Annotated in this window: 22 protein-coding genes; 18 read left to right on the top strand and 4 right to left on the bottom strand. The window is 40.0% G+C overall.

What is annotated here, in order from left to right:
- Window positions 1–117: 117 nt before the first annotated feature.
- Together nrdD and LZD48_RS07380 are read left to right on the top strand one after the other, a co-directional pair.
- Window positions 118–2,061 (top strand): anaerobic ribonucleoside-triphosphate reductase, encoded by a 1,944-nt coding sequence (gene nrdD / locus LZD48_RS07375; protein ID WP_235762080.1) that lies wholly within the window; start codon window positions 118–120, stop codon window positions 2,059–2,061.
- A 20-nt stretch (window positions 2,062–2,081) separates the two neighbouring features.
- Window positions 2,082–2,741, top strand: a complete 660-nt coding sequence (locus tag LZD48_RS07380) for a 4Fe-4S cluster-binding domain-containing protein (RefSeq protein WP_235762081.1) — start codon at window positions 2,082–2,084, stop codon at window positions 2,739–2,741.
- A gap of 146 nt (window positions 2,742–2,887) precedes the next feature.
- Here the strand turns inward: LZD48_RS07380 and LZD48_RS07385 are convergent, their stop codons facing one another.
- The gene (locus tag LZD48_RS07385; protein ID WP_235762082.1) at window positions 2,888–3,295 is read right to left on the bottom strand and encodes an arginase family protein; all 408 of its coding nucleotides are present in this window, start codon (window positions 3,293–3,295) and stop codon (window positions 2,888–2,890) included.
- 153 nt (window positions 3,296–3,448) lie between these two features.
- Here LZD48_RS07385 and LZD48_RS07390 point away from each other — a divergent pair, with 153 nt between their 5' ends.
- The 8 genes from LZD48_RS07390 to ssuE all read left to right on the top strand — a co-directional run bounded on the left by LZD48_RS07390 (window position 3,449) and on the right by ssuE (window position 9,916).
- Window positions 3,449–4,243, top strand: coding sequence for an amino acid ABC transporter ATP-binding protein (locus LZD48_RS07390; RefSeq protein WP_235762083.1), 795 nt, complete (start codon window positions 3,449–3,451; stop codon window positions 4,241–4,243).
- A 28-nt stretch (window positions 4,244–4,271) separates the two neighbouring features.
- Complete coding sequence (locus LZD48_RS07395; RefSeq protein ID WP_235762084.1) at window positions 4,272–5,267, top strand: LLM class flavin-dependent oxidoreductase; 996 nt, start codon at window positions 4,272–4,274, stop codon at window positions 5,265–5,267.
- Between the two features lie 26 nt (window positions 5,268–5,293).
- Window positions 5,294–5,965, top strand: coding sequence for an amino acid ABC transporter permease (locus LZD48_RS07400; RefSeq protein ID WP_235762085.1), 672 nt, complete (start codon window positions 5,294–5,296; stop codon window positions 5,963–5,965).
- 29 nt (window positions 5,966–5,994) lie between these two features.
- Window positions 5,995–6,789 carry a transporter substrate-binding domain-containing protein gene (locus LZD48_RS07405; protein ID WP_235762086.1) on the top strand — a complete coding sequence of 265 codons (795 nt, stop codon included), beginning with the start codon at window positions 5,995–5,997 and terminating at the stop codon, window positions 6,787–6,789.
- 25 nt (window positions 6,790–6,814) lie between these two features.
- A complete protein-coding gene (locus LZD48_RS07410; protein ID WP_235762087.1) occupies window positions 6,815–7,591 on the top strand; it encodes a transporter substrate-binding domain-containing protein in 777 nt (258 codons plus the stop codon).
- 18 nt (window positions 7,592–7,609) lie between these two features.
- A complete protein-coding gene (locus LZD48_RS07415; RefSeq protein WP_235762088.1) occupies window positions 7,610–8,941 on the top strand; it encodes an LLM class flavin-dependent oxidoreductase in 1,332 nt (443 codons plus the stop codon).
- Between the two features lie 118 nt (window positions 8,942–9,059).
- Entirely contained in the window at window positions 9,060–9,317 is a 258-nt protein-coding gene (locus LZD48_RS07420; RefSeq protein WP_235762089.1) for a glutaredoxin family protein, read from the top strand.
- 53 nt (window positions 9,318–9,370) lie between these two features.
- Complete coding sequence (ssuE, locus tag LZD48_RS07425) at window positions 9,371–9,916, top strand: NADPH-dependent FMN reductase (protein WP_235762090.1); 546 nt, start codon at window positions 9,371–9,373, stop codon at window positions 9,914–9,916.
- Window positions 9,917–10,102: 186 nt separating this feature from the next.
- On the opposite strand, the gene LZD48_RS07430 is transcribed toward ssuE, so the two are convergent.
- From LZD48_RS07430 to LZD48_RS19030, 3 genes are all read right to left on the bottom strand, one after another.
- Window positions 10,103–10,294 carry a hypothetical protein gene (locus LZD48_RS07430; protein WP_235762091.1) on the bottom strand — a complete coding sequence of 64 codons (192 nt, stop codon included), beginning with the start codon at window positions 10,292–10,294 and terminating at the stop codon, window positions 10,103–10,105.
- Window positions 10,295–10,478: 184 nt separating this feature from the next.
- Window positions 10,479–10,604 (bottom strand): DUF4177 domain-containing protein, encoded by a 126-nt coding sequence (locus LZD48_RS07435; RefSeq protein WP_438822749.1) that lies wholly within the window; start codon window positions 10,602–10,604, stop codon window positions 10,479–10,481.
- A gap of 345 nt (window positions 10,605–10,949) precedes the next feature.
- Window positions 10,950–11,123 carry a PH domain-containing protein gene (locus LZD48_RS19030; RefSeq protein ID WP_369010252.1) on the bottom strand — a complete coding sequence of 58 codons (174 nt, stop codon included), beginning with the start codon at window positions 11,121–11,123 and terminating at the stop codon, window positions 10,950–10,952.
- A gap of 135 nt (window positions 11,124–11,258) precedes the next feature.
- Between LZD48_RS19030 and LZD48_RS07440 the strand changes: the two genes are divergently transcribed.
- The 8 genes from LZD48_RS07440 (at window position 11,259) to LZD48_RS07475 (ending at window position 20,013) form a co-directional block, all read left to right on the top strand.
- Window positions 11,259–12,185 carry a threonine/serine dehydratase family protein gene (locus LZD48_RS07440; protein WP_235762092.1) on the top strand — a complete coding sequence of 309 codons (927 nt, stop codon included), beginning with the start codon at window positions 11,259–11,261 and terminating at the stop codon, window positions 12,183–12,185.
- 243 nt (window positions 12,186–12,428) lie between these two features.
- Window positions 12,429–12,662, top strand: a complete 234-nt coding sequence (locus LZD48_RS07445) for a TM2 domain-containing protein (protein WP_235762093.1) — start codon at window positions 12,429–12,431, stop codon at window positions 12,660–12,662.
- Between the two features lie 33 nt (window positions 12,663–12,695).
- The gene (gene rraA / locus LZD48_RS07450) at window positions 12,696–13,178 is read left to right on the top strand and encodes a ribonuclease E activity regulator RraA (protein WP_235762094.1); all 483 of its coding nucleotides are present in this window, start codon (window positions 12,696–12,698) and stop codon (window positions 13,176–13,178) included.
- 322 nt (window positions 13,179–13,500) lie between these two features.
- The gene (gene fdhA / locus LZD48_RS07455; protein WP_235762095.1) at window positions 13,501–14,748 is read left to right on the top strand and encodes a formaldehyde dehydrogenase, glutathione-independent; all 1,248 of its coding nucleotides are present in this window, start codon (window positions 13,501–13,503) and stop codon (window positions 14,746–14,748) included.
- 228 nt (window positions 14,749–14,976) lie between these two features.
- Complete coding sequence (locus tag LZD48_RS07460; protein ID WP_235762096.1) at window positions 14,977–15,774, top strand: formate/nitrite transporter family protein; 798 nt, start codon at window positions 14,977–14,979, stop codon at window positions 15,772–15,774.
- Between the two features lie 771 nt (window positions 15,775–16,545).
- A complete protein-coding gene (locus LZD48_RS07465) occupies window positions 16,546–17,535 on the top strand; it encodes a TAXI family TRAP transporter solute-binding subunit (protein ID WP_235762097.1) in 990 nt (329 codons plus the stop codon).
- On the top strand, window positions 17,525–17,995 hold the full coding sequence (locus LZD48_RS07470) for a DUF1850 domain-containing protein (RefSeq protein WP_235762098.1): 471 nt from the start codon (window positions 17,525–17,527) through the stop codon (window positions 17,993–17,995). Before LZD48_RS07465 ends, LZD48_RS07470 begins: the two co-directional genes overlap by 11 nt.
- Window positions 17,992–20,013 (top strand): TRAP transporter permease, encoded by a 2,022-nt coding sequence (locus tag LZD48_RS07475; protein WP_235762099.1) that lies wholly within the window; start codon window positions 17,992–17,994, stop codon window positions 20,011–20,013. Before LZD48_RS07470 ends, LZD48_RS07475 begins: the two co-directional genes overlap by 4 nt.
- Window positions 20,014–20,027: the final 14 nt, after the last annotated feature.

Raw genomic sequence — 20,027 nt, forward strand, 5'->3', positions numbered from 1 at the left:
CTTTTCGACACAATCTATATATAGTGATGGAGGTCACTTGGTGGTACAATATATTGTGTTAAGGTGAAGGTGGTTCATCAAGTTATGGATTAAAATGTCTAAAGGAGAGGGATTAATATGTTCCAAAGTACAATGGATATTGTTCAGAAATTCACATCACAGCAAGAGAATAAGCAAACAGATTATTTAAGACATGAAAATAGTAATTATGTCTATTCCTTACCACTTTTAAGGCACAATCTAACGAATCATGCAGAGGAAGAATTTTTATTTACACAAATTCTACCACCAAGAATGAAAGAGCTTTATGATGACGGTGTCGTTTATGTCCATGACAAACAGCTTGCCCCGTATTGTGTATCCATCAGTTGTATGGATATCGCGACAAAAGGAATTCCAACGCTTGCTAAAAACATGATTACTTCTAAACCAGCGAAGCGGATACCTACTTTACTCAGGCATTTCAGTAATGTTGTTACATTAGTATCCCAACAGGTTTCCGGTGCGGTGATGTTGGCACAGCTTTCTACCATTACAGCTTCTTATTTATTCGATGAAGAAAGCAGGGGCACTACATATACTGATGAGGAATTAGCAGAACTGTTTCAAAGTCTGATTTGGGAGCTTAATATGCCGCTTCGGTCCGGAGCTCAGAGTAGTTTTTCAAATATTACGTTAGAGTTTGGGAAGCCGTCTGAGGAAATCAAGGATGAATACGTTGTAATCGGCGGAGAAGGAAGGAATATACAATATAAAGATATTCCAGAGGTTTACTTTGACCGAATGAACCGGGCAATTATTGAGGTAATGAGGAACGGAACAGGAAGCAATGGCATTCCATTTACCTTCCCATTATTAACGGTGCAAATTGATGATTACTTCAATTATGAAAATCCCGTGTTTATCGAACTATTGGATAAAATGTATCAATGGGGTGGCGTCTATTTCGAAAACTTTAAAACAAAGCCATTTGAAGATCCGTATTATAAAACTCTGAATCCGCTAATCCAGGCGAAAGATCCTGAAGTGAGCAGAAGTCTTTGCTGCAGACTGCAAATTAATTTAGAAACGCTCTCGAAAGCGGGAGGAGGCGTGTTCGGATCATCAACCGGTTCAACAGGCGCTGTCCAAGTACTGAATTTAAATATGAACCGAGTTCTTCTGGAATTCGGACATGATATGGAACTTGTGAAAGTGAAGATCCGTGAATATATGGAAGTCATGCAAGAAGCGCATATGGCAAAAAGAAAATGGATAGAAGCGAACAAAGAATTATATCCTACTTTCTTTGCTTATAATAAAGATTTTAAAAACTATTTTAACGTGTTTGCCCTTACAGGTATGAATGAAGGATTAATTAACTTAGGATATCAAGACGGGATGAAAGATAAAGCTGGCAAAATGGTTGCTCATGCTATTATGCAATATATGACCGAGATTGTAAATGAATTCATTGTACGCGATAAAGTTGCCTGCGGGATTGAATATGCACCAGCTGAAAATGCAGCGATTAAATTAGCCCGCCATGACCTGAAATGGGGAAAAGCAAACGAGCGGGAAGTGTTTGTACAAGGTGAAGGAGAGAATCCATATTTGACGAGCGGTTGTATGACGCCATTTTCGGAAGAGGATTTTCTGGAACAGTTGGAGAATAGCGCTGAATTTCAAGGATATGCAACCTCTGGAAGTGTTTTACACCACTTCTTGGAAGCGAAGGTAAAACCGGAAAGTTTGGCGAAATATTTGGATAAAATCTTTGAGAAGCCGATCAATTATATTACATTAACACCGACGATTACTTCTTGCATGGAGTGTGGCCAAAGAATCGTTGCGGAAGATGCAAAAAATATAGATCAGTGTCCGGTCTGCGATTCAGAAGATATTGCGACCTTCAGCAGAGTGATCGGGTATTTGAAAATGATCTCAAGAAACAGGATCCACGTCGATGAGAAGGGCTATTATGAAGGAAAATATAATTTCTGGTCTAAAGCAAGAAGGCATGATTGGACCATTAGAAAAAGATTGAAAGAAGATGCGTTAAAGGAGGTTGTTCGTCGTTAATACACGGTGAACATATGATAATGAAACTATATAATACCTTTATTCGCACATTTACCGATTTGCCTGATCATACGACTTTATTGATTCATTCTTTATCTGGTTGTCCACTCCATTGTTTCGGGTGTCATAATTATGATGAAATCGTTGCAAACACACCGAAAGAATATAAAACGCTAGATGATCTTTATGACTATTTAAAGAAAAGTGGTTTTCTGTTTGATGCAATTATGTTCAGCGGTGGGGAATTCCTCATTAACCCATTGGACAAGGTTTGCGATTTATTGAGGCAAGTAAGAAATCTTTTTGATGGGAAAATCATCGTAACGACAAGCGGTATTTATTATAATAAGTTACGGACTTTATATGACAAGCAGCTTGTTGATGGTATCCATATCGATATGAAGTTGCCGTATCACGCATTGGACACTGAAAAAGATGCACAAATTTATAATGACATTATGGGAATCACGCCGAGTGAAAAACTTGTGGACCAATTAATCGCTAGTGTTGACGCGGTTATTGAACATAATTCGGTGTTGGATCAAGTTCGGACCGTTCGTTATCCTTTGCTGGATGATGCATTTTTTACAGAGATAAGACATTTTGTTGAAGAGAGAAAAGCTTATTATGATAGTATTGTACCTTATTACCTGAATGAATTTATTTATCCGGAAAATTAGTGGAACAGGTCTAGCTTCTTTAGCTATTTGGATAAGGAATAAGACAGAACCCCTCCTGAGTTGGATTAGGCTCAAGAGGGGTTCATTATTTACTTAAATTTGCTTCATTCTATTGGGTTAGAGGTTATTGTCTATACCCCATTGTATTAAGCGTGTAAAACTTCTGGGTCGTGATCCGTCTTTCTTAACCAATGCAGTATATGTTTTACTAAAAATTCGTTTGCGTAACTGTTTTTCTTTATTGCTGTTACGATCTCCCGTTCAAATTCCGTCATCGGACTTACCGGATATTCTCCGCAAATATCAATTCCGCTTATCTTCCGGTATTTCATAATTTCTTTAACGATAATAAGAAGTTGCCGTAATCGCATATTTCCGTGGTCCCAAGCAGTAATTGCTTCTCTTTTGTCCAACGCGTCTTTATCTATGCTGAGGTATACGAGTTCGATTGAAATTTCTTTTAGAATGGACTGAAGTGCCTTTTTAGTGAAAAAAATCACAATTAAATATTGAATCGTATATGTACTATTATACATTAAGATTATTTTCAGCATTAATTCCCCTTTTTCATCTTGGAAAATAATATATTAGACTTTTGCCTATTGTCAGTTGACTAATTAGGTGCTATAATCAATTCAATTTCCAATCCTTAGTAAATTGGTGTGAATACTAGATTATTAATTTGCGCACTTGAAAGGTGGATATTGATGATAAAAGTATCGAACATACGGAAGAGCTTTAAAGACCATGTTGTCTTGAAAGACATTAGTTTTGATGTCGATGAGGGAGAAGTTGTCGTAATTATTGGACCGTCTGGTTCCGGGAAATCAACACTCCTGCGTTGCATGAATTTTTTAGAAAGACCGGATTCAGGTCAAATTGAAATTGGTGGTGTCGCGATAGACGTGAATCAAACGAAACGGACAACGATAAATAAATTAAGAATGCAAACCTCTATGGTGTTTCAGCATTACAATTTATTTAAAAATAAAACAGCATTAGAAAATGTCACCCATGCTTTAGTCGTAGCGAAGAAGATGAAAAAAGAAGCTGCGAAAGAAATGGGAAGAGATTTACTGAGTCAAGTAGGAATCTTGGATAAAGCGAATCAATATCCGATTGCACTGTCTGGCGGGCAACAACAGCGGGTTGGAATAGCCCGGGCGCTTGCAGTTAATCCATATGCGATTCTCTTCGATGAACCGACTTCTTCACTTGATCCCGAGTGGGTAGGAGAAGTGCTTCGTGTCATTTCTAAAATCGCGAATCATAATAAAACGATGATTATCGTCACGCATGAAATGAACTTTGCCCGTGATATCGCGGATAAAGTAATTTTCATGGCCGATGGAGCAATTGTTGAGCAAGGGACACCAGAAGAGATATTCGATCATCCCAAGAAGGAGCGGACGAAAAAGTTTTTAAAGGACTTCCATCGAAATCATGGCTCTGCTGACGACTCGGCTAATCCAACTGAACATGTAAAGGAGCTAGCCTTGTAATCGTAAAGTATAGGAGGGGGAGAATACTTTGACATATAAATTAGGAATACTTGATCAAAGCCCGATTTCACCGGGGAAAACAGCGGGAGATGCGTTGAGGCGGACGGTCGAATTGGTGCAAAAAGCAGAAGAATGGGGTTACGAACGCTTTTGGGTTTCAGAACACCATCAGACGCTTGACCTTGCAGGGACTTCCCCAGAAGTGCTCGTCTCTCATTTATTAGCAAAAACAACTTCGATTAAAGTTGGTTCAGGCGGAGTGATGCTCCAGCATTATAGTCCGTTCAAGGTAGTAGAAGATTTCCAGCTATTATCCTTGCTCTCCCCTGGGAGAGTTGAGCTCGGGATAGGGAAGGCGCCAGGCGGTTTTTCATTGGCTACGCAAGCCTTGCGTTACGGTGGCGCTGGCAGTGATGTTAAGTTTGATGAACGATTTAGGACGCTTCATCATTTTATTCATGACACATTGCCGGAAGACCATGAATTGTATGGCGCGGAGGCTCTTCCGAAACCAGACGAAAAAGTACCTGTATTTCTGCTTGGAGCAAGTGCAAACAGTGCTAAGCTTGCGGCAGAGCAGGGCGCGAACTTCGTATATGCTCACTTTTTAAACAGTAATAATGATTTTCTCAAAGAAGCTATTCAGCAATATCGAAAGATCTATCCAGAAGGGAAATTTATCGTTGCGGTTGCTTCCTTTGCTGCAGAAACGCAAACAGCGGCAGAGCAAGAAGCACGTGATTATAAAATTTATAAAATCTTCACCGAAAGTGGCCGGTCGATGTCTGTAAGAACTCTTGATCAAGTTGAAGCCTTCCGCGAACAGACGGATGAAATCATTACAGAAATCAAGGAGCAGGAAGTGGAGATGATTGCGGGCAGTCCGGATTTTGTGAAAAATGAATTTGATAAGCTTGCATCTGCTTTTGGAGTTGAGGAGTTCATTATCCATACACCAATATTGGATGAAGAGAAACGATTGAGGTCATATGAGTTATTAAGTGAATTAGCAGTATTTGTTTGAAGTAAATAAAAGAGGAAGTGGTTTTATTGAATATCGATTTCGGTTATGTCGTGCAAATCATTCCGGAATTACTCACCTATTTGCCAATTACATTATATTTAACGATCGTATCGATGGTGATTGCGATTATGATCGGTGTCATCCTCGCGATTATCCTTGTGAATAAAGTGCCAGTTCTTTTACAAGTAGCGAAAGTATATATTTCTTTTTTCCGGGGGACGCCCGTGCTTGTTCAACTGTTAATGATCTACTTTGGACTTCCTCAATTGTTCCCGGTTTTCAATGACCTAGGGGCAGGAGCGGCAGCAATCGTCGCATTCAGCTTAAATACGTCATCTTATCTAGCGGAGATATTCCGTGCAGGCTTAGAGTCTGTGGATAGGGGGCAGGCGGAAGCTGCTACATCCGTGGGCATGAGCTATGCTCAAGCGATGCGGGGAATTGTTTTACCGCAAGCAGTAAGGAATGCGCTGCCGGCGACAGGGAATATGTTCATCGGGTTAATCAAAAACTCATCTCTTGCATTCACAATTGGTGTTACGGAGTTATTAGCGCAAGGGAAATTACTGGCATCGGCAAATTTACGATTTTTTGAAGCATATCTAGCGGTTGGCCTGATTTATTGGGCGATTACTTTCCTATATAGCCAATTACAAGGCTGGTATGAACAGCGGATAAGTAAACCATATATCGCTTAATCGTCAAAACAAAAAGGGGAGAAAAATAAATGAATAGATTCATATTGTTTCTCGCAGCAGGTTTATTGTTAGTTGTTGCGGGCTGTGGGGGAAGCGGAGAGAGTGAAGCTTCAGAAGGTACTAAGGGGGATAACGTCATTACGGTAGGCGCAGTACCGGATGGCTTTCCGACATCTTTTAAAGAAGATGATGAGTTGAAGGGATTCAGTGTCGATATTATTAAAGCAATTGTTGAAGAAGCTGGTTATGAAATCGAATTTGTCATGACGGATTGGAACGGGGTCCTTGCCAACTTACAATCGGGGAAGATAGATACAGCATCTAACTTTGCTGCAACGGAAGAAAGAGGGCAAGAGTATAATTTTACAGATCCTTATTACAGTTCCAAAGCAGCGATCGCGACAGCGGAAGATGATGATACGTTAAAGGAAATAGAAGATCTGACTGGTAAGCAAATCGGTAACATTATGGGCACAAATTTTGAAAATGTATTAAAGGAACAATACCCAGATTTAGATTATGAACCTGTTACGTATGAATCAACGGACGTCATTTATACGGACGCCGGATCAGGCAAGGTTGAAGGCATCATACATGGCAGAGAACATTTAATGGCGCAAATCAGTAAAAGAGACTTACCGTTACGAATTGTAGGAGAACCTTTTGGCGACCAGCCAGTAGCCTTGCCATTTAAGAAAACAGAAGAAAATGATGCAATCATTGCTGATTTAAACAAAGCAATAGAGGCACTGAAAGAAGACGGAAAGTTCTCGGAAATATCACTGGAATACTTTGGTGTAGATTTACTGGAAGATGAACAGTAGAAAACAAGAAATAGAGGAGAAATCAATGAGAAAGTTAGTTTTGTTAATGAGTGTGCTATTTTTGTCCCTTTTAGTAGGTTGTTCTAGCGGTGAGGGGGCAGAAGCAGGAGCAAAGGTTGTAAAGATCGGTGCTGGGCCTGACGGTTATCCACAATACTTTAAAGAAGCTGATGAGTTAAAGGGGTTTAGTGTCGATGTTATAACAGCTATATTTGACGAAATGGATTATGAAATAGAATGGGTGTTAACAGATTGGAATGGCATCTTAGCCAATTTGGAATCTGGGAAAGTAGATACGGTAGCAAACTTTGCCGCAACAGAGGAAAGAGGAGAGCATTATAATTTCAGCACTCCATATTACAACTCCAAAACTGTCATTGCATCAGGAACAGAGACCCAGAATATCCAATCATTAGATGATTTAAGCGGAAAAACGATAGCGAACGTGCTGGGATCAAACTATGGAAATGTGTTGCAAGAGAACTATCCAGACGGTGACTATGAAATTGTCACATTTGAATCAAATGACGTCATTTTTACAGATGTTGCAAATGGCAAGGTAGATGCGTTCGTATCAGGGAGAGAGATTTTGTTAGCGCAAATTAATGACAAAGGAATTCCGCTTGAAATTGTTGGTGAACCATTTGGAGAGCCTGTCGCATTACCATTTAAAAAGACAGAGGAAAATGATGCGTTAATTTCAGAGATTAATAATACGATAGAGAAACTTAAGGAAAATGGCACTCTCTCTGAGCTATCAGTGAAATGGTATGGTGTGGATTTACTGGAAGATGAGCAATAAGAAAGGATAGTGGAGGAAATGTCTAAGAAAAATATGAAACTTGGTGTTATTATCCAAGGTCCGGGCGGCCATATGAACTCTTGGAAATCAGAAGATGTTCCGGTAGACGGAAGTATCAATTTAGAACATTATATCAACGTAACGCAGAAAGCCGAAAAATCGGGGATTGACTTTGTATTTATTGCAGATGGATTACACATTAATGAAAAATCGATTCCGCATTTTTTAAATCGCTTTGAGCCAATCACTTTATTATCAACGCTCGCTGCTGTAACAAAACAAATTGGTTTAGTTGGAACCGTCTCAACAACATACAGTGAACCATTTAATATCGCACGGCAATTTGCATCATTAGATAAAATTTCCGGTGGCCGGGCTGGGTGGAATGTTGTAACGACTCCACTTGAAGGAACGGCGTCGAACTTTAATAAAGGGAATCATCCCGACCACTCTTTGCGTTATAAGATGGCAGATGAATATTTGGAAGTTGCAAAAGGGTTATGGGACTCCTGGGAAGATGATGCATTTGTCAGGAACCGAGATACCGGACAATTTTTTGATGAAACTAAGATGCATCGCTTAAATCATGAAGGAGAATTTTTTAAAGCCCATGGTCCATTAAATATCGATCGCTCGAAGCAAGGTCAACCAGTAATTTTCCAGGCGGGAGCTTCCAAAACAGGCATTGCTTTTGCAGCGAAACATGGGGAAGCCATATTCACGAATAAAGCGACATTGGAAAGTGCGCAAGAATATTATCGTGATTTAAAGGATCAAGCAGTCGAAAATGGTAGGAAGCGCGATGACGTTGCTATTTTGCCGTCACTCTCTCCCATCATTGGTGCAACCGAGGAAGAAGCGGCAGCGAAATACGAGGAAATAAAAAACTTAATTAGTACGGAGGAAGCTTTACATTATCTCGGACGTTACTTCGATCATTTTGATTTCAGTCAGTTTCCGTTGGATGAAGCTTTCCCAGACATTGGCGATGTAGGGAAAAATAGTTTCCAATCAACGACAGATCAAATTAAAGCGATGGCACAGCAGGAAAACTTAACATTAAGAGAAGTTGCCTTACGTGTTGCGACTCCGAAAAGTGAGTTTATCGGTACGTATGAACAAGTAGCTGACAAAATGATCGAGTGGGTTGATCACGAAGCTGCGGATGGTTTCGTCATTAATCTGTATGTAATGGGTAAGCAATATGACGATTTCTTAAACTTTGTCGTTCCAATATTAGAGGAAAAAGGATATTTCAACCGCAACTATGAAAGTGATACACTGCGCGGAAATCTAAATTTACCATTTATCGAAAATCGATACCGGAAGCAAGCTGAAACATCACAATAAAAAAATATAGATTATATGTACAACTGAATGAATTTCATCATTACCAAAGTCGGCTATATGGTGAAGCATTAAATACGTATTATGAAATTCATTAAACTAATTTAAGCGAGGGATAAAGATGGCAAAACAGCAATCCATTGTCGTTTGGTCGAAAGAAGGATGCAGTTATTGTAATGAGGTAAAAAGTTATTTGGAGGAAAATAATTTAGCTTATGAAACGATTGATGTGACAGAAAATGATGATCGCAGGGATATCTTGGAAGCAAAATATGGCGTGCGTCATGTTCCAGTTGTTGAAATCGGCAAAGGAAATGTGTTTCAAGCGGTGACAGAAGTCGGGATTGAGCATTTGGAAAAGGCTTTAGCAACTAAGTAAACCGTGCTTGAGTGTCATAGGGTCACGTTGATAAGCGAAAAGGGGGATGATGAATGAGTCAAATTGTAATTGTGTCAGGCAGTCCATCTGCATTATCAAGATCGGAACGCATCCTTTATTATTTAGGCGACCTTGCGGAAGAGGAAGGATATTCCGTTAAGCATATTTCCGTGAAAGATATCGATGCAGAGGATTTGCTTTTTGCAAACTTCAACAGTCCGAAAATAAAGGAAATCGCCAAGACGTTAGAAAAAGCGGATGGAATAATTGTCGGTTCACCGGTATATAAAGCTTCATATTCTGGTGTACTAAAAGCATTATTCGATATCTTGCCGCAAGACGTTTTACAAGATACGTATGTACTACCTGTCATGACAGGTGGCAGTTCTTCTCATTTATTGGCGCTCGATTATGCGTTGAAACCGTTACTGGCGACGATGAAAGCTCAAAATTTAAAAGGACTTTATTACAAAGACAGTGACATTGATAAGACAGGGGATCGTGTTATTGTTGACGAAGATGTACTGAACCGGACAAAAAAGCAAGTCAACTATTTTTTAGAGAAAATCAAAGGAAATATTGGCGTAAAAATTTATTAGAAATAAAAGAGGCTGGGAGCGTGGGCTTACACTGAAAAAGTGTAAGCCCCACGCATTTTTATATTTAAAATGACAGAAATAAAGCTGTGAAGTAAAATGAAGTGGGGAGGGGTTGGATTGTTTGAATTCATAAAAATAAAATGTAAGTTTAAGTCGATTGAGAAAAGCGCCTGGTTGCAGAAATATTCAATCTTCATCGACAAAATTATGATCTTCCTCTTCTGGCAGCTTTTCTAAGGTCACTAATATAAGTGTTGCTACTGGTCCAAGGAACAAAGAAATAAAGAACCAATTAAGCCCCGATCTGTTTTTCCCTTGTGCCAATCCAGCGTTAATAAGGGTAAGAGTTCCCCAACCAACAAAAAATTGGTCTCCCATACCGATTCCTCCTTGTGGTGTATTAATCTTCTGGTATATGATTTAATCATTTATTTAGTCGTTGGTATTGTTCTCCAATAAAACATTTACCATCGCATCTTTGTAACAAGGTTTCATCTAAGAAAATACAACAGCTTTTATTATAGGTTTTGCACAACAACGTTTGTTTTAATATCAATTAAACCTATATCTCTCTTTCAAAGATTAATTCAAAATAAGTCGACGAGACTCCTTTATGACTATCTACGCTTGGGGAAAAAATTTGTACTAGTCTCCATCCTTCTTTCGCATGCTGATGAATGATAATCATCTAATGGTTGACTATCTTTAAAACCAAAAGTGGTTCTCCTACTAAAGCTTTTTCAAATATGGATTCAAACATACTTATCTTCCCCTCTTTTAACTTATTTTTTGGGTAATAGGCTGTGATACCCTGCTCTTAAACCAAACTTCCCCGCTAACTCATTATCTCTATACTTAAATGATAACATAATATTCCAAACGTTTTACACTTTATTTTATGTAATAGTTACTTGAATGAATTTCACCATTACCAAAGTCGGCTTTTCCATCACCATATGTAGTTGGGAACGAACCAACTCAACTACATATGGTGATGGAAAAGCATTACATACGTATTATGAAATTCATTAACTTAGTGTTCTTTAATTTGAATATCTGGATTCTTTTCTTGTAACGTCTCTACAAAGAATTTTATTTCTTTGGGCGAAACCTGTACTGTTTCGTATTTGTTGTACGTAAGTTCAATTCTATGAATAGAGAGTGATGGAGATATAAAGGGGTTCATAGTTTTCCTAAATGATTTCATTTATATTTACTTTGGTTTCAAAATCCTATTGATGCTTACTAAATTGCCCAAAAATTCAAGTCGTGCAATCGCTTCCTCTATCGCTTATAATGACATTTAAGAATATTTTCACGTTTGATGAGGAGGGATTAACTTATGATAATTGTTCACGACATATTACAGGCGAAGCGGGATATTCAAGATGTGATTGATACGACACCAATTTTACATTCGCGCAGCCTGAGTGAAATCTGTGGAAATGGAATGTATTTTAAAGCGGAGCATTTGCAGAAAACGGGATCATTTAAAATTCGTGGGGCGACGAATAAAGTGAAGAAGATGGTCCGGGAGAAAGCGGCGTATATCACAACGGCATCCAGTGGAAACCATGGACAGGCGGTTTCCTATATTGCAACGCAGCTCGGGGTGCCGGTTACGGTTGTTGCACCGGAAGATGTCCGGGATACGAAACGTCAAGCAATTGAAACATATGGCGGGAAGATTGAAACGTTCGGTACGACTTCAGAGGAGCGGATTTCTCGGGCAAAGGAGCTTGCGAAAGAAAAGAACGGTGTATTTATACCACCATATAATGATGCATTTGTAATGGCAGGACAAGGAACAATCGGTCTGGAAATACTTGCTCAGCTACCTAAAGCTAATGTGGTTGTTGTTCCAATTGGTGGCGGTGGGCTAATAGCTGGTATTCTAACGGCAATTAAGCAGAGTAAGCCGAATGTGAAAGTAATTGGGGTGGAACCGGAAATCGCAAATGATACGTATTTGTCATTAAAAAGTGGGGAAATCACGAAGATTCCTAGATCATCTACGATTGCAGATGGGCTTCGGGCAAGTAAACCAGGATTCATGACCTATCCGATTATTCAGCAGTATGTGGATGATATTGTTCTCGTTTCAGAGGATGAAATTAAAGAGGCACAAATCCTTGTTCTTGAACGGATGAAGCAACTTATTGAACCGTCAGCGGCCGTTACGGTAGCTGCAGCGATGAGCGGGAAATTAGGAGTGGAAGATAAAAATATCGTTAGTGTGTTAAGTGGTGGTAATGTGGACGTTCGGTAAAAAATCCATATGGTATGAGTCTTTCTTCTTTCGGAATTTTTTGGGAAATAGTTCTTTCTTCCGCTTTCAAGCCTGCCTGTAAAACGATACGATTTTAATATGGTAACTATTGAAGTTCCTCGTGTCATCCAAATGTTGTTGAATTGGTCAACTGGAGGTTTAGAGGATGGTGCTGGTGGAATAATATAAGTTAGGATACGGTTTATTGTTAAAGGAGCAGATAGACAAACAGGAGGTAACATCATGCATCAGAAAAGTATCGCATTAGCATATATCCTCTGGCTCATCTTCGGCCAGATTGGAGTTCATCGGTTCTACACTGGAAGAGTAGCAACTGGAATTATGCAGTTATTATTAGGGGTAACTGGGTGGGCAACGCAGTGGATCTTAATCGGCTACATTCCGCTTGGCATTCTTTGGCTATGGATGTTCGTCGATATCTTTCTCATTCCAGGAATGTGCAGGAATCCGCGCTAATAAGGAAGGAATCAGCAAAAGGGGGAATAGTTAATGGATAATTTAAAAACAGCAGACATTTGTGATGACCATGCAAGTGAGGTCCAGGTATGTAAAATGGACTTTCGTTCTTTCGGGAAGCGGCACCGTTTTTCGGGGAAAATTGAAACGGTTCATGTGTATGAAGATAATGTTTTATTCGAAGAAGCGCTTGAATCAGTGCCAGCTGGTTCTGTCATTGTCGTAAATGGCGGGGGGTCAAGGAACTGTGCACTTATGGGAGACCGATTAGCAGGGATTGCGGTTACCCGCGGGCTTGCTGGTGTGATTATTAACGGCTGTGTCCGTGATTCCGGAGATCTTGCTACGATGGATGTCGGGATTTTGGCACTTGGAACAAATCCGCTTAAAAGTAAAAAGAATGGAATTGGCGAACGGAATGTGAGGTTTACTTTTGGTGATGTAAAATGGAGACCGGGGAGTTTCGTTTATGCGGATGAAGACGGTGTAATCGTTTCAGAAAAAGAAATTATATAAGGGAATGAATTTCATAATTACCAAAGTCGGCTTCACCATCACCATATGTAGTTGGGAACGAATCAACTCAACTACATATGGTGAAGTAAGATTTTAACTAAACTAGGGCTGCTGGAATAAATTGCAGTTCTAGTTTTTTATTTACACTTTTGTGGTATATTCAACAAAATTTTCGTCTTAACAGACATTATGGTGTTATATTTTGTAAATTCGTGTAAATTAAAACTAATTGAATTTTTGCTTAACCCTGATATAATCGAATTCAGAGAGCAATGCCTACATGATGGACATCCTTATAAAAATTTTTTAAGGAGTGATTCGTTTGTCAAACAAAGCAGTAGTGTATTCCAAGCCGGGAGAGGTGGAAGTGAAGGATATCGGTTATCCGGATCTTGTTCTCCGTGATGGACCAGGTGTTAACCCGCTGAACGTCGGAAGGAAGTGTAATCATGGAGTTATTTTAAAAGTGATTGCAACGAATATTTGCGGAAGTGACCAGCATATGGTTCGCGGAAGAACGACCGCTCCAAGTGGTTTGGTGTTGGGGCATGAGATTACGGGAGAAGTGATAGAAGTTGGAAGTGACGTAGAATTCATTGAAAAAGGTGATATTGTATCTGTCCCATTCAACATTGCTTGTGGGCGTTGTGTCAATTGCCGCCAGCAAGACACGCATATTTGCTTGAATGTGAATCCGGATCGCCCTGGTTCTGCATACGGTTATGTAGATATGGGAGGCTGGGTCGGTGGTCAGTCCGAATATGTGATGGTTCCATATGCTGATTTCCAGCTGTTAAAATTCCCTGATAGGGATAAGGCGATGGATAAGATTCTTGACTTAACGATGCTTTCGGACATTTTTCCGACTGGATACCATGGTGCTTATAGTGCGGGAGTTAAAATGGGCTCGACGGTATATGTAGCAGGAGCTGGACCAGTTGGACTTGCTGCAGCGCATTCTGCACAACTGCTTGGTGCTTCGGTTGTTATTGTAGGCGATTTGAATGAAGAACGGTTGGCCCAAGCGAGAAGCTTTGGCTGTGAAACGGTTAACTTAAGAGACCATGATGATCTCGGTGAGCAAATCGAACAAATTCTAGGCGTTCCGGAAGTTGATTGTGCGGTTGATGCGGTAGGCTTTGAGGCGAGCGGACACGGCAAAGATGCCGGGGAAGCCCCTGCAACAGTATTGAATTCCATTATGGATATAACGCGAGCAGGAGGACGACTCGGTATTCCTGGATTGTATGTTACAGGTGACCCGGGTGCGGTTGATGCAGAGGCGAAAGAAGGAACACTGAAAATCCGCTTTGGATTAGGTTTCGCAAAAGCACATCATTTTGTTACGGGACAAACGCCTGTAATGAAATATAACCGCGATTTAATGCAGGCGATTTTAAGTGGCCGTGCACAAATTGCGAAAGTGGTGAACGCGACGGTCATTTCCATGGGTGAATCCCCAGATGGATATAAACAGTTTGACGGCGGAGCAGCAAGAAAATATGTCATTGACCCGCACGGAACGGTCCGTAAACACTTGAGCCTTGATACGGCAGAAGTGATTAATTAACAACTCTAATTTAGTGGATGGTTTTGCGTATAATTTTTATAGAGCTGGAACTGAAGTTTAGTTAAGATCAGTTCCAGCTTTTTTTGTCTTCATTAATGATTTGAGTTTAAGAGATATAGTCACAAATCTGTCAGACTTATCCATCCAAAAATAGTTTATACTTAAGTTAGTGCTCTTGTATGTGAAGTTATGAACATATAACTATTAAAATGAAAAGGATAGATGTATATGGATTACGTAAAACCGAATCAAGTAATCGAGTCTATTGCGACAGCTGGAGTGAATAAGTCACAGTTATCAATAAGCCATATTTTGATTAAAGCGATGCTAGCTGGTGCATTATTAGGATATGCGACAACATTGGCATTCACTGGAGCGACACAAACTGGATTAGATATTGTCGGCGCACTTATTTTCCCGACAGGATTTGTAATGACCTTATTACTGAATCTTGAATTGGTTACAGGCTCTTTTGCCGTGCTTCCGGTAGCTCGATTCCGCAAAAAAATTCCGATATCATCTATTGCTCATAATTTCACTTGGGCGTTCATCGGAAACTTAGCCGGCAGCCTCATCTATGCGGCATTGTATGTGATAACCATTACTTATTTTGGTAATATCGATGAGTCTATTATGATTCAAAAGCTGATTGCAGTAGCGGAAAGTAAAACACTAGATTATAAAGCAATTGGCATGGATGGCATGGTTGTTGTATTTGTGAAAGCAATGCTTTGTAACTTCATGGTCACCTTGGGAGTGGTGATGAATGCTACATCTACTTCTACTTTTGGTAAAATTGCTGCTATGTGGATACCAATTTTTATTTTCTTTGCGCAAGGATTTGAACACGCAGTTGTTAATATGTTCGTTATCCCAGCAGGAATGATGGTCGGTGCAGATGTTAATTTAGCAGACTGGTGGGTCTGGAACCAAATTCCTGTTACGATTGGGAACTTTGTTAGTGGATTTTTATTTGTCGCATTAGCTCTTCATGTTGTGACGAGAGAGAAGAAGGAGAAAGTGTAGATTATAGGAAAGAAAGTGATTAACTTAGGGGTGTCAGAGCACCTCTATTTTTGTGTGGTAAACATACCATACTTGAATAAATAAAAGCTATATATGTTGAACTGAAGTTTTCACTCCTGTAATAGGAACGGATCCATCTATTAGAAAGTTATGTTGTTTAAATTCGCTTTTGTTCGATAAAGCTCATCTAGGAGACAGTTTTATGGATAAAGTAACCGATTGTGTCTAATAGAACACCCCTCTGAGACAGTTTATGGATAAAGCAGTCGATTGTGTCTAATAGAACTCATCTATGAGACAGATTCATGGAAAAAGCAGTCGATTGTGTCTGATAGAACACCCCTCTGAGACAGATTCATGGAAAAAGCAGTCGATTGTGTCTAATAGAACACCCCTCTGAGACAGTTTTATGGAAAAAGCAGTCGATTGTGTCTAATAGAACACCCCTCTGAGACAGATTCATGGAAAAAGCAGTCGATTGTGTCTAATAGAACTCATCTATGAGACAGATTCATAGATATATAGCCGACCATTGTCTAATAGCACTCACCTATAAGACAAATTCATGAATTTGCCACTGCTCGTGTCTAATAGTGTTCTCCTACCAAGTCATAATGACAAGGAAAACAATTGATAAAATATTTAGTTCAACTTAATATAGCTTATTTAAATGAAGTAATACTTTGTAATTGACAAAATATTACCAAGACATTATAATGAAAGCGCTTTATAAACTGAAGGTATTTGAAAGAAGGGGAGAGGGGATCAGAAATGAGAAAGAAATGGTTTGGTTTACTAGTCATCGGTATTCTATCAATTGTGCTTGTAGCCTGTGGGGATGATGGAGGAGATGACGCGAATAGTAGTGACGGCGGGAGTGGGGATTCTGCCGGACTTGAAGCAAATATTGTGACCATCGCTACGGGCGGGGCGTCTGGTCCATATAATATTATCGCTACAACACTTGCGGATATTTACACGTCAACTTATGATGTCAACTCTCGTACCCAGACAACAGGGGCTTCCGCTGAAAATTTGAATCTAATGGCGGATGAAAAAGTAGAAATGGCGTTTGTTATGAGCGATGCACTGAGTCAGGCCTTGAATGGGGAAGAAAGCTTCTCAGAGCCACTAGAAGGGATTACACAAATTGCCACGCTGTACCCGAATGTCGTCCAAATTGTCGCGAGAGCAGATGCTGGTATTGAAACAATTGAAGATTTGGTTGGGAAACGGGTTGCCGTTGGTGACCAGGGATCCGGAGTAGAAATAAATGCACGTGCACTGCTTGATGGTCATGATATTACATATGATGACTTGCAGGTAGACTATTTAGGTTATGCGGAAGCGTCTGACGGTTTATCTGGCGGTACAATTGATGCAGCTTTTTTAACGAGTGGACTGCCGAATGCTTCTGTATTAGAACTATCTGAAACGCTTGATATTAATTTGGTAACAGTAGATGCAGATAAAGTTGCGGAAATTGCTGAAGAACATCCTTACTTTGTTCCATTTGAAATTCCAGTTGATATGTATGATAATGCTGAAGTTGTGGCAACAGCAGCTGTTCCGAATGCGCTCGTTGTACGCGAAGATTTAAGTGAGGATGATGTGTATGAATTAACGAAATCTTTCTTTGAAAATCTGGATCAGTTAGCTAATTCACACCAAGCAGCATCCGATATATCATTAGATACAGCCGGGGACGGACTCATTGCGCCATTACATCCAGGAGCTGAGAAATATTTTAATGAGCAATAAGAACAAAATCTGGATAGGGAGCGCGTTTTTCATCGTGCTCCTTTTTCTTCTTTTTTTACGGCTGCCTGTCATTCTAATTGCGGGAGGCAGTAGCGCTTATTATCTTAAAGAGAACGAATTTACTTTAGGATGGATTCATTCCATTGAAAAAGAAGAATGGTTTGAGAGGTATAAGCGAGAAAAGCAGAAAATCATATTGGTAGAGACGTATTTTAAAACATTTGGTGCGGGCACACCGTATGAAGCTGAAGAAACAACGACAGAAAATGGTTTTATCCATATGGAAATGGATATCGCTCATGAGGAATTAAATATAACTGTATCAGAAAATGTAAATTTGACGATTTACGCGGAAAATCGGGAAATTCCTTTACATCATGATTTTGATGATCATGAGAGGGTCGTCATCAAGACGCGTTCTTTATCTATTTGGGAATACATAAGGGGGGAATTTTTGTGACGAACGAAAAGCAGCCAGCAGCATCTGCCGAAATTTCGGATGAACAAGTTCAGAAAGTATTGGAAAAGTTTGATTTGGAATCCAATGTGCGGGAGGTAAACAACAAGGGGATCTTATGGTTCATTTCAATTTTCGCAATCGCTTTTGCTCTATTCCATTTATATGTAACGTTTAATCCACTACCGACTCTCTTGCAGCGGAACGTCCATTTAATGGGTGGACTTGCTCTCGTATTTTTACTCTATCCGACATTCAAAAAACAAAGCCGCGCTAAAATACCGTTCTATGATTGGATTCTCGTTGGACTAAGTGTCGCTTCCTGTGTTTATTTATTTGTCGTATACCCTGAACTTGTCACAACACGAGGAGGGATTGCCACTACGACAGATATTATAATGGCGATGATGACTGTTATTTTAGTCTTTGAAGCAGCACGCAGGGTGACAGGCTGGATTCTGCCGATATTGGCCATGTTATTTCTTGTCTATCCATTTTTCAGTCATCAGGACTGGCTGCCGAGGATGCTTCTTACAAGACCGTTTGATTTAGCCGATATTTTTGGTCAGCTTTATATTAAAACGGAAGGACTTTTTTCAACGGCAATCGGCGCTTCGGTTCAATTTATCTTCCTTTTCATTTTGTTTGGGGCATTTCTTGCAAAATCTGGTATGGGACAGTTTTTCAATGATCTTGCCCTTGCGCTAGCTGGTCATAAACAAGGAGGACCAGCGAAAGTTGCTGTTATTTCAAGTGCCTTTATGGGATCGATTAACGGTTCAGCAGTTGGTAACGTCGTTAGTACTGGTGCTTTTACAATTCCGTTAATGAAAAAAATTGGTTACGATAAAAACTTCTCTGGTGCTGTTGAAGCAAGTTCCTCTATTGGTGGACAAATCTTACCACCAGTAATGGGAGCGAGTGCTTTTATTATGGCGGAAACAACTGGAATATCGTACGGTACGATTGCTCTCGCAGCTTTAATCCCAGCCTTGTTGTTCTTTTTAAGTAGTATCATGCAAGTTCACTATCGGGCAGGCCGATCGAACTTAAAGGGACTGCCAAAGCCGGATCTTCCGGAGTTAAAGAATGTATTTAAAAATGGCTGGCATCTGCTCATCCCTCTAATTTGTTTGATAGCAATGCTTTCCTACGGACTACCTGTATCTTTTTCGGCCTTTTATACGATTGTAATCACCGTGATTGTATCTTGGTTTCGGAAACATACGCGAATGTCGATTAAAGATATTTTCGAGGCATTGGAAATGGGAACAAGACAATCCTTATCAACAATCATCGCTTGTGGGGTTGTCGGTGTTGTTATCGGTGTCGTTAATTTAACAAGTTTCGGAGCGACATTAACATCTGCAATTACTAGTCTTGGGGCTGGTTCACTCATGCTGACGTTAATTTTGACGATGCTTGCTTCGATTGTACTTGGAATGGGATTACCTTCCATTCCAGCTTATATTATTACAGCAACAATGGCAGCTCCTGCACTTGCAGAATTCGGAATTCCTGTTCTCATTGCACACTTGTTTGTATTCTACTTTGGAATTTTTGCAAACATTACACCGCCTGTTGCGCTCGCTTCCTTTGCTGGAGCTGGTCTTGCAGGAGGCGATCCGATGCGAACCGGATTTATCTCGCTAAGGTTATCGATAGCAGGGTTCATCGTTCCGTTCATTTTTGTTTATGAACCCGCATTACTTCTGATTAACCCGGCAGGGCTGCCAGTGAATGCAACAGAGTTTCCATTTGCCGCAATCCTGGATATCCTTATTGTTGCAGTTAGTTCAGCCATAGCTGTCATTGCAATTAGTGCTGCAGTCGAAGGTTATTTTAAAACAAACTTAGGCGTCATTACCCGAATTATTCTTGGAATCGGTTCCTTGCTTTTAATTGTCCCGGAACTTGTAACGGATATCATTGGTTATGTGATTATATTTGTGGTTTTTGCATGGAACTATATGAAGGGAAGAAAGGAACCTGGAGTTGCGCTTGAGACAAGGTCAGGTTGAACGAATTCCTTCAT

Origin of the sequence: Oceanobacillus alkalisoli, from assembly GCF_021556485.1 — a bacterium.
Lineage (GTDB): Bacteria > Bacillota > Bacilli > Bacillales > Amphibacillaceae > Oceanobacillus > Oceanobacillus alkalisoli.

Coding starts and splice junctions, on each gene's coding strand:
- LZD48_RS07440 (WP_235762092.1), top strand. CDS start 11,259: ATGATAATTGTTCACGACATATTACAGGCGAAGCGGGATATTCAAGAT.
- LZD48_RS07470 (WP_235762098.1), top strand. CDS start 17,525: ATGAGCAATAAGAACAAAATCTGGATAGGGAGCGCGTTTTTCATCGTG.
- LZD48_RS07415 (WP_235762088.1), top strand. CDS start 7,610: ATGTCTAAGAAAAATATGAAACTTGGTGTTATTATCCAAGGTCCGGGC.
- LZD48_RS07460 (WP_235762096.1), top strand. CDS start 14,977: ATGGATTACGTAAAACCGAATCAAGTAATCGAGTCTATTGCGACAGCT.
- LZD48_RS07385 (WP_235762082.1), bottom strand. CDS start 3,295: ATGCTGAAAATAATCTTAATGTATAATAGTACATATACGATTCAATAT.
- LZD48_RS07380 (WP_235762081.1), top strand. CDS start 2,082: ATGAAACTATATAATACCTTTATTCGCACATTTACCGATTTGCCTGAT.
- LZD48_RS07430 (WP_235762091.1), bottom strand. CDS start 10,294: ATGGGAGACCAATTTTTTGTTGGTTGGGGAACTCTTACCCTTATTAAC.
- LZD48_RS07465 (WP_235762097.1), top strand. CDS start 16,546: ATGAGAAAGAAATGGTTTGGTTTACTAGTCATCGGTATTCTATCAATT.
- LZD48_RS07435 (WP_438822749.1), bottom strand. CDS start 10,604: ATGATTATCATTCATCAGCATGCGAAAGAAGGATGGAGACTAGTACAA.
- LZD48_RS07410 (WP_235762087.1), top strand. CDS start 6,815: ATGAGAAAGTTAGTTTTGTTAATGAGTGTGCTATTTTTGTCCCTTTTA.
- LZD48_RS19030 (WP_369010252.1), bottom strand. CDS start 11,123: ATGAAATCATTTAGGAAAACTATGAACCCCTTTATATCTCCATCACTC.
- rraA (WP_235762094.1), top strand. CDS start 12,696: ATGGATAATTTAAAAACAGCAGACATTTGTGATGACCATGCAAGTGAG.
- LZD48_RS07405 (WP_235762086.1), top strand. CDS start 5,995: ATGAATAGATTCATATTGTTTCTCGCAGCAGGTTTATTGTTAGTTGTT.
- LZD48_RS07445 (WP_235762093.1), top strand. CDS start 12,429: ATGCATCAGAAAAGTATCGCATTAGCATATATCCTCTGGCTCATCTTC.
- ssuE (WP_235762090.1), top strand. CDS start 9,371: ATGAGTCAAATTGTAATTGTGTCAGGCAGTCCATCTGCATTATCAAGA.
- nrdD (WP_235762080.1), top strand. CDS start 118: ATGTTCCAAAGTACAATGGATATTGTTCAGAAATTCACATCACAGCAA.
- LZD48_RS07420 (WP_235762089.1), top strand. CDS start 9,060: ATGGCAAAACAGCAATCCATTGTCGTTTGGTCGAAAGAAGGATGCAGT.
- LZD48_RS07390 (WP_235762083.1), top strand. CDS start 3,449: ATGATAAAAGTATCGAACATACGGAAGAGCTTTAAAGACCATGTTGTC.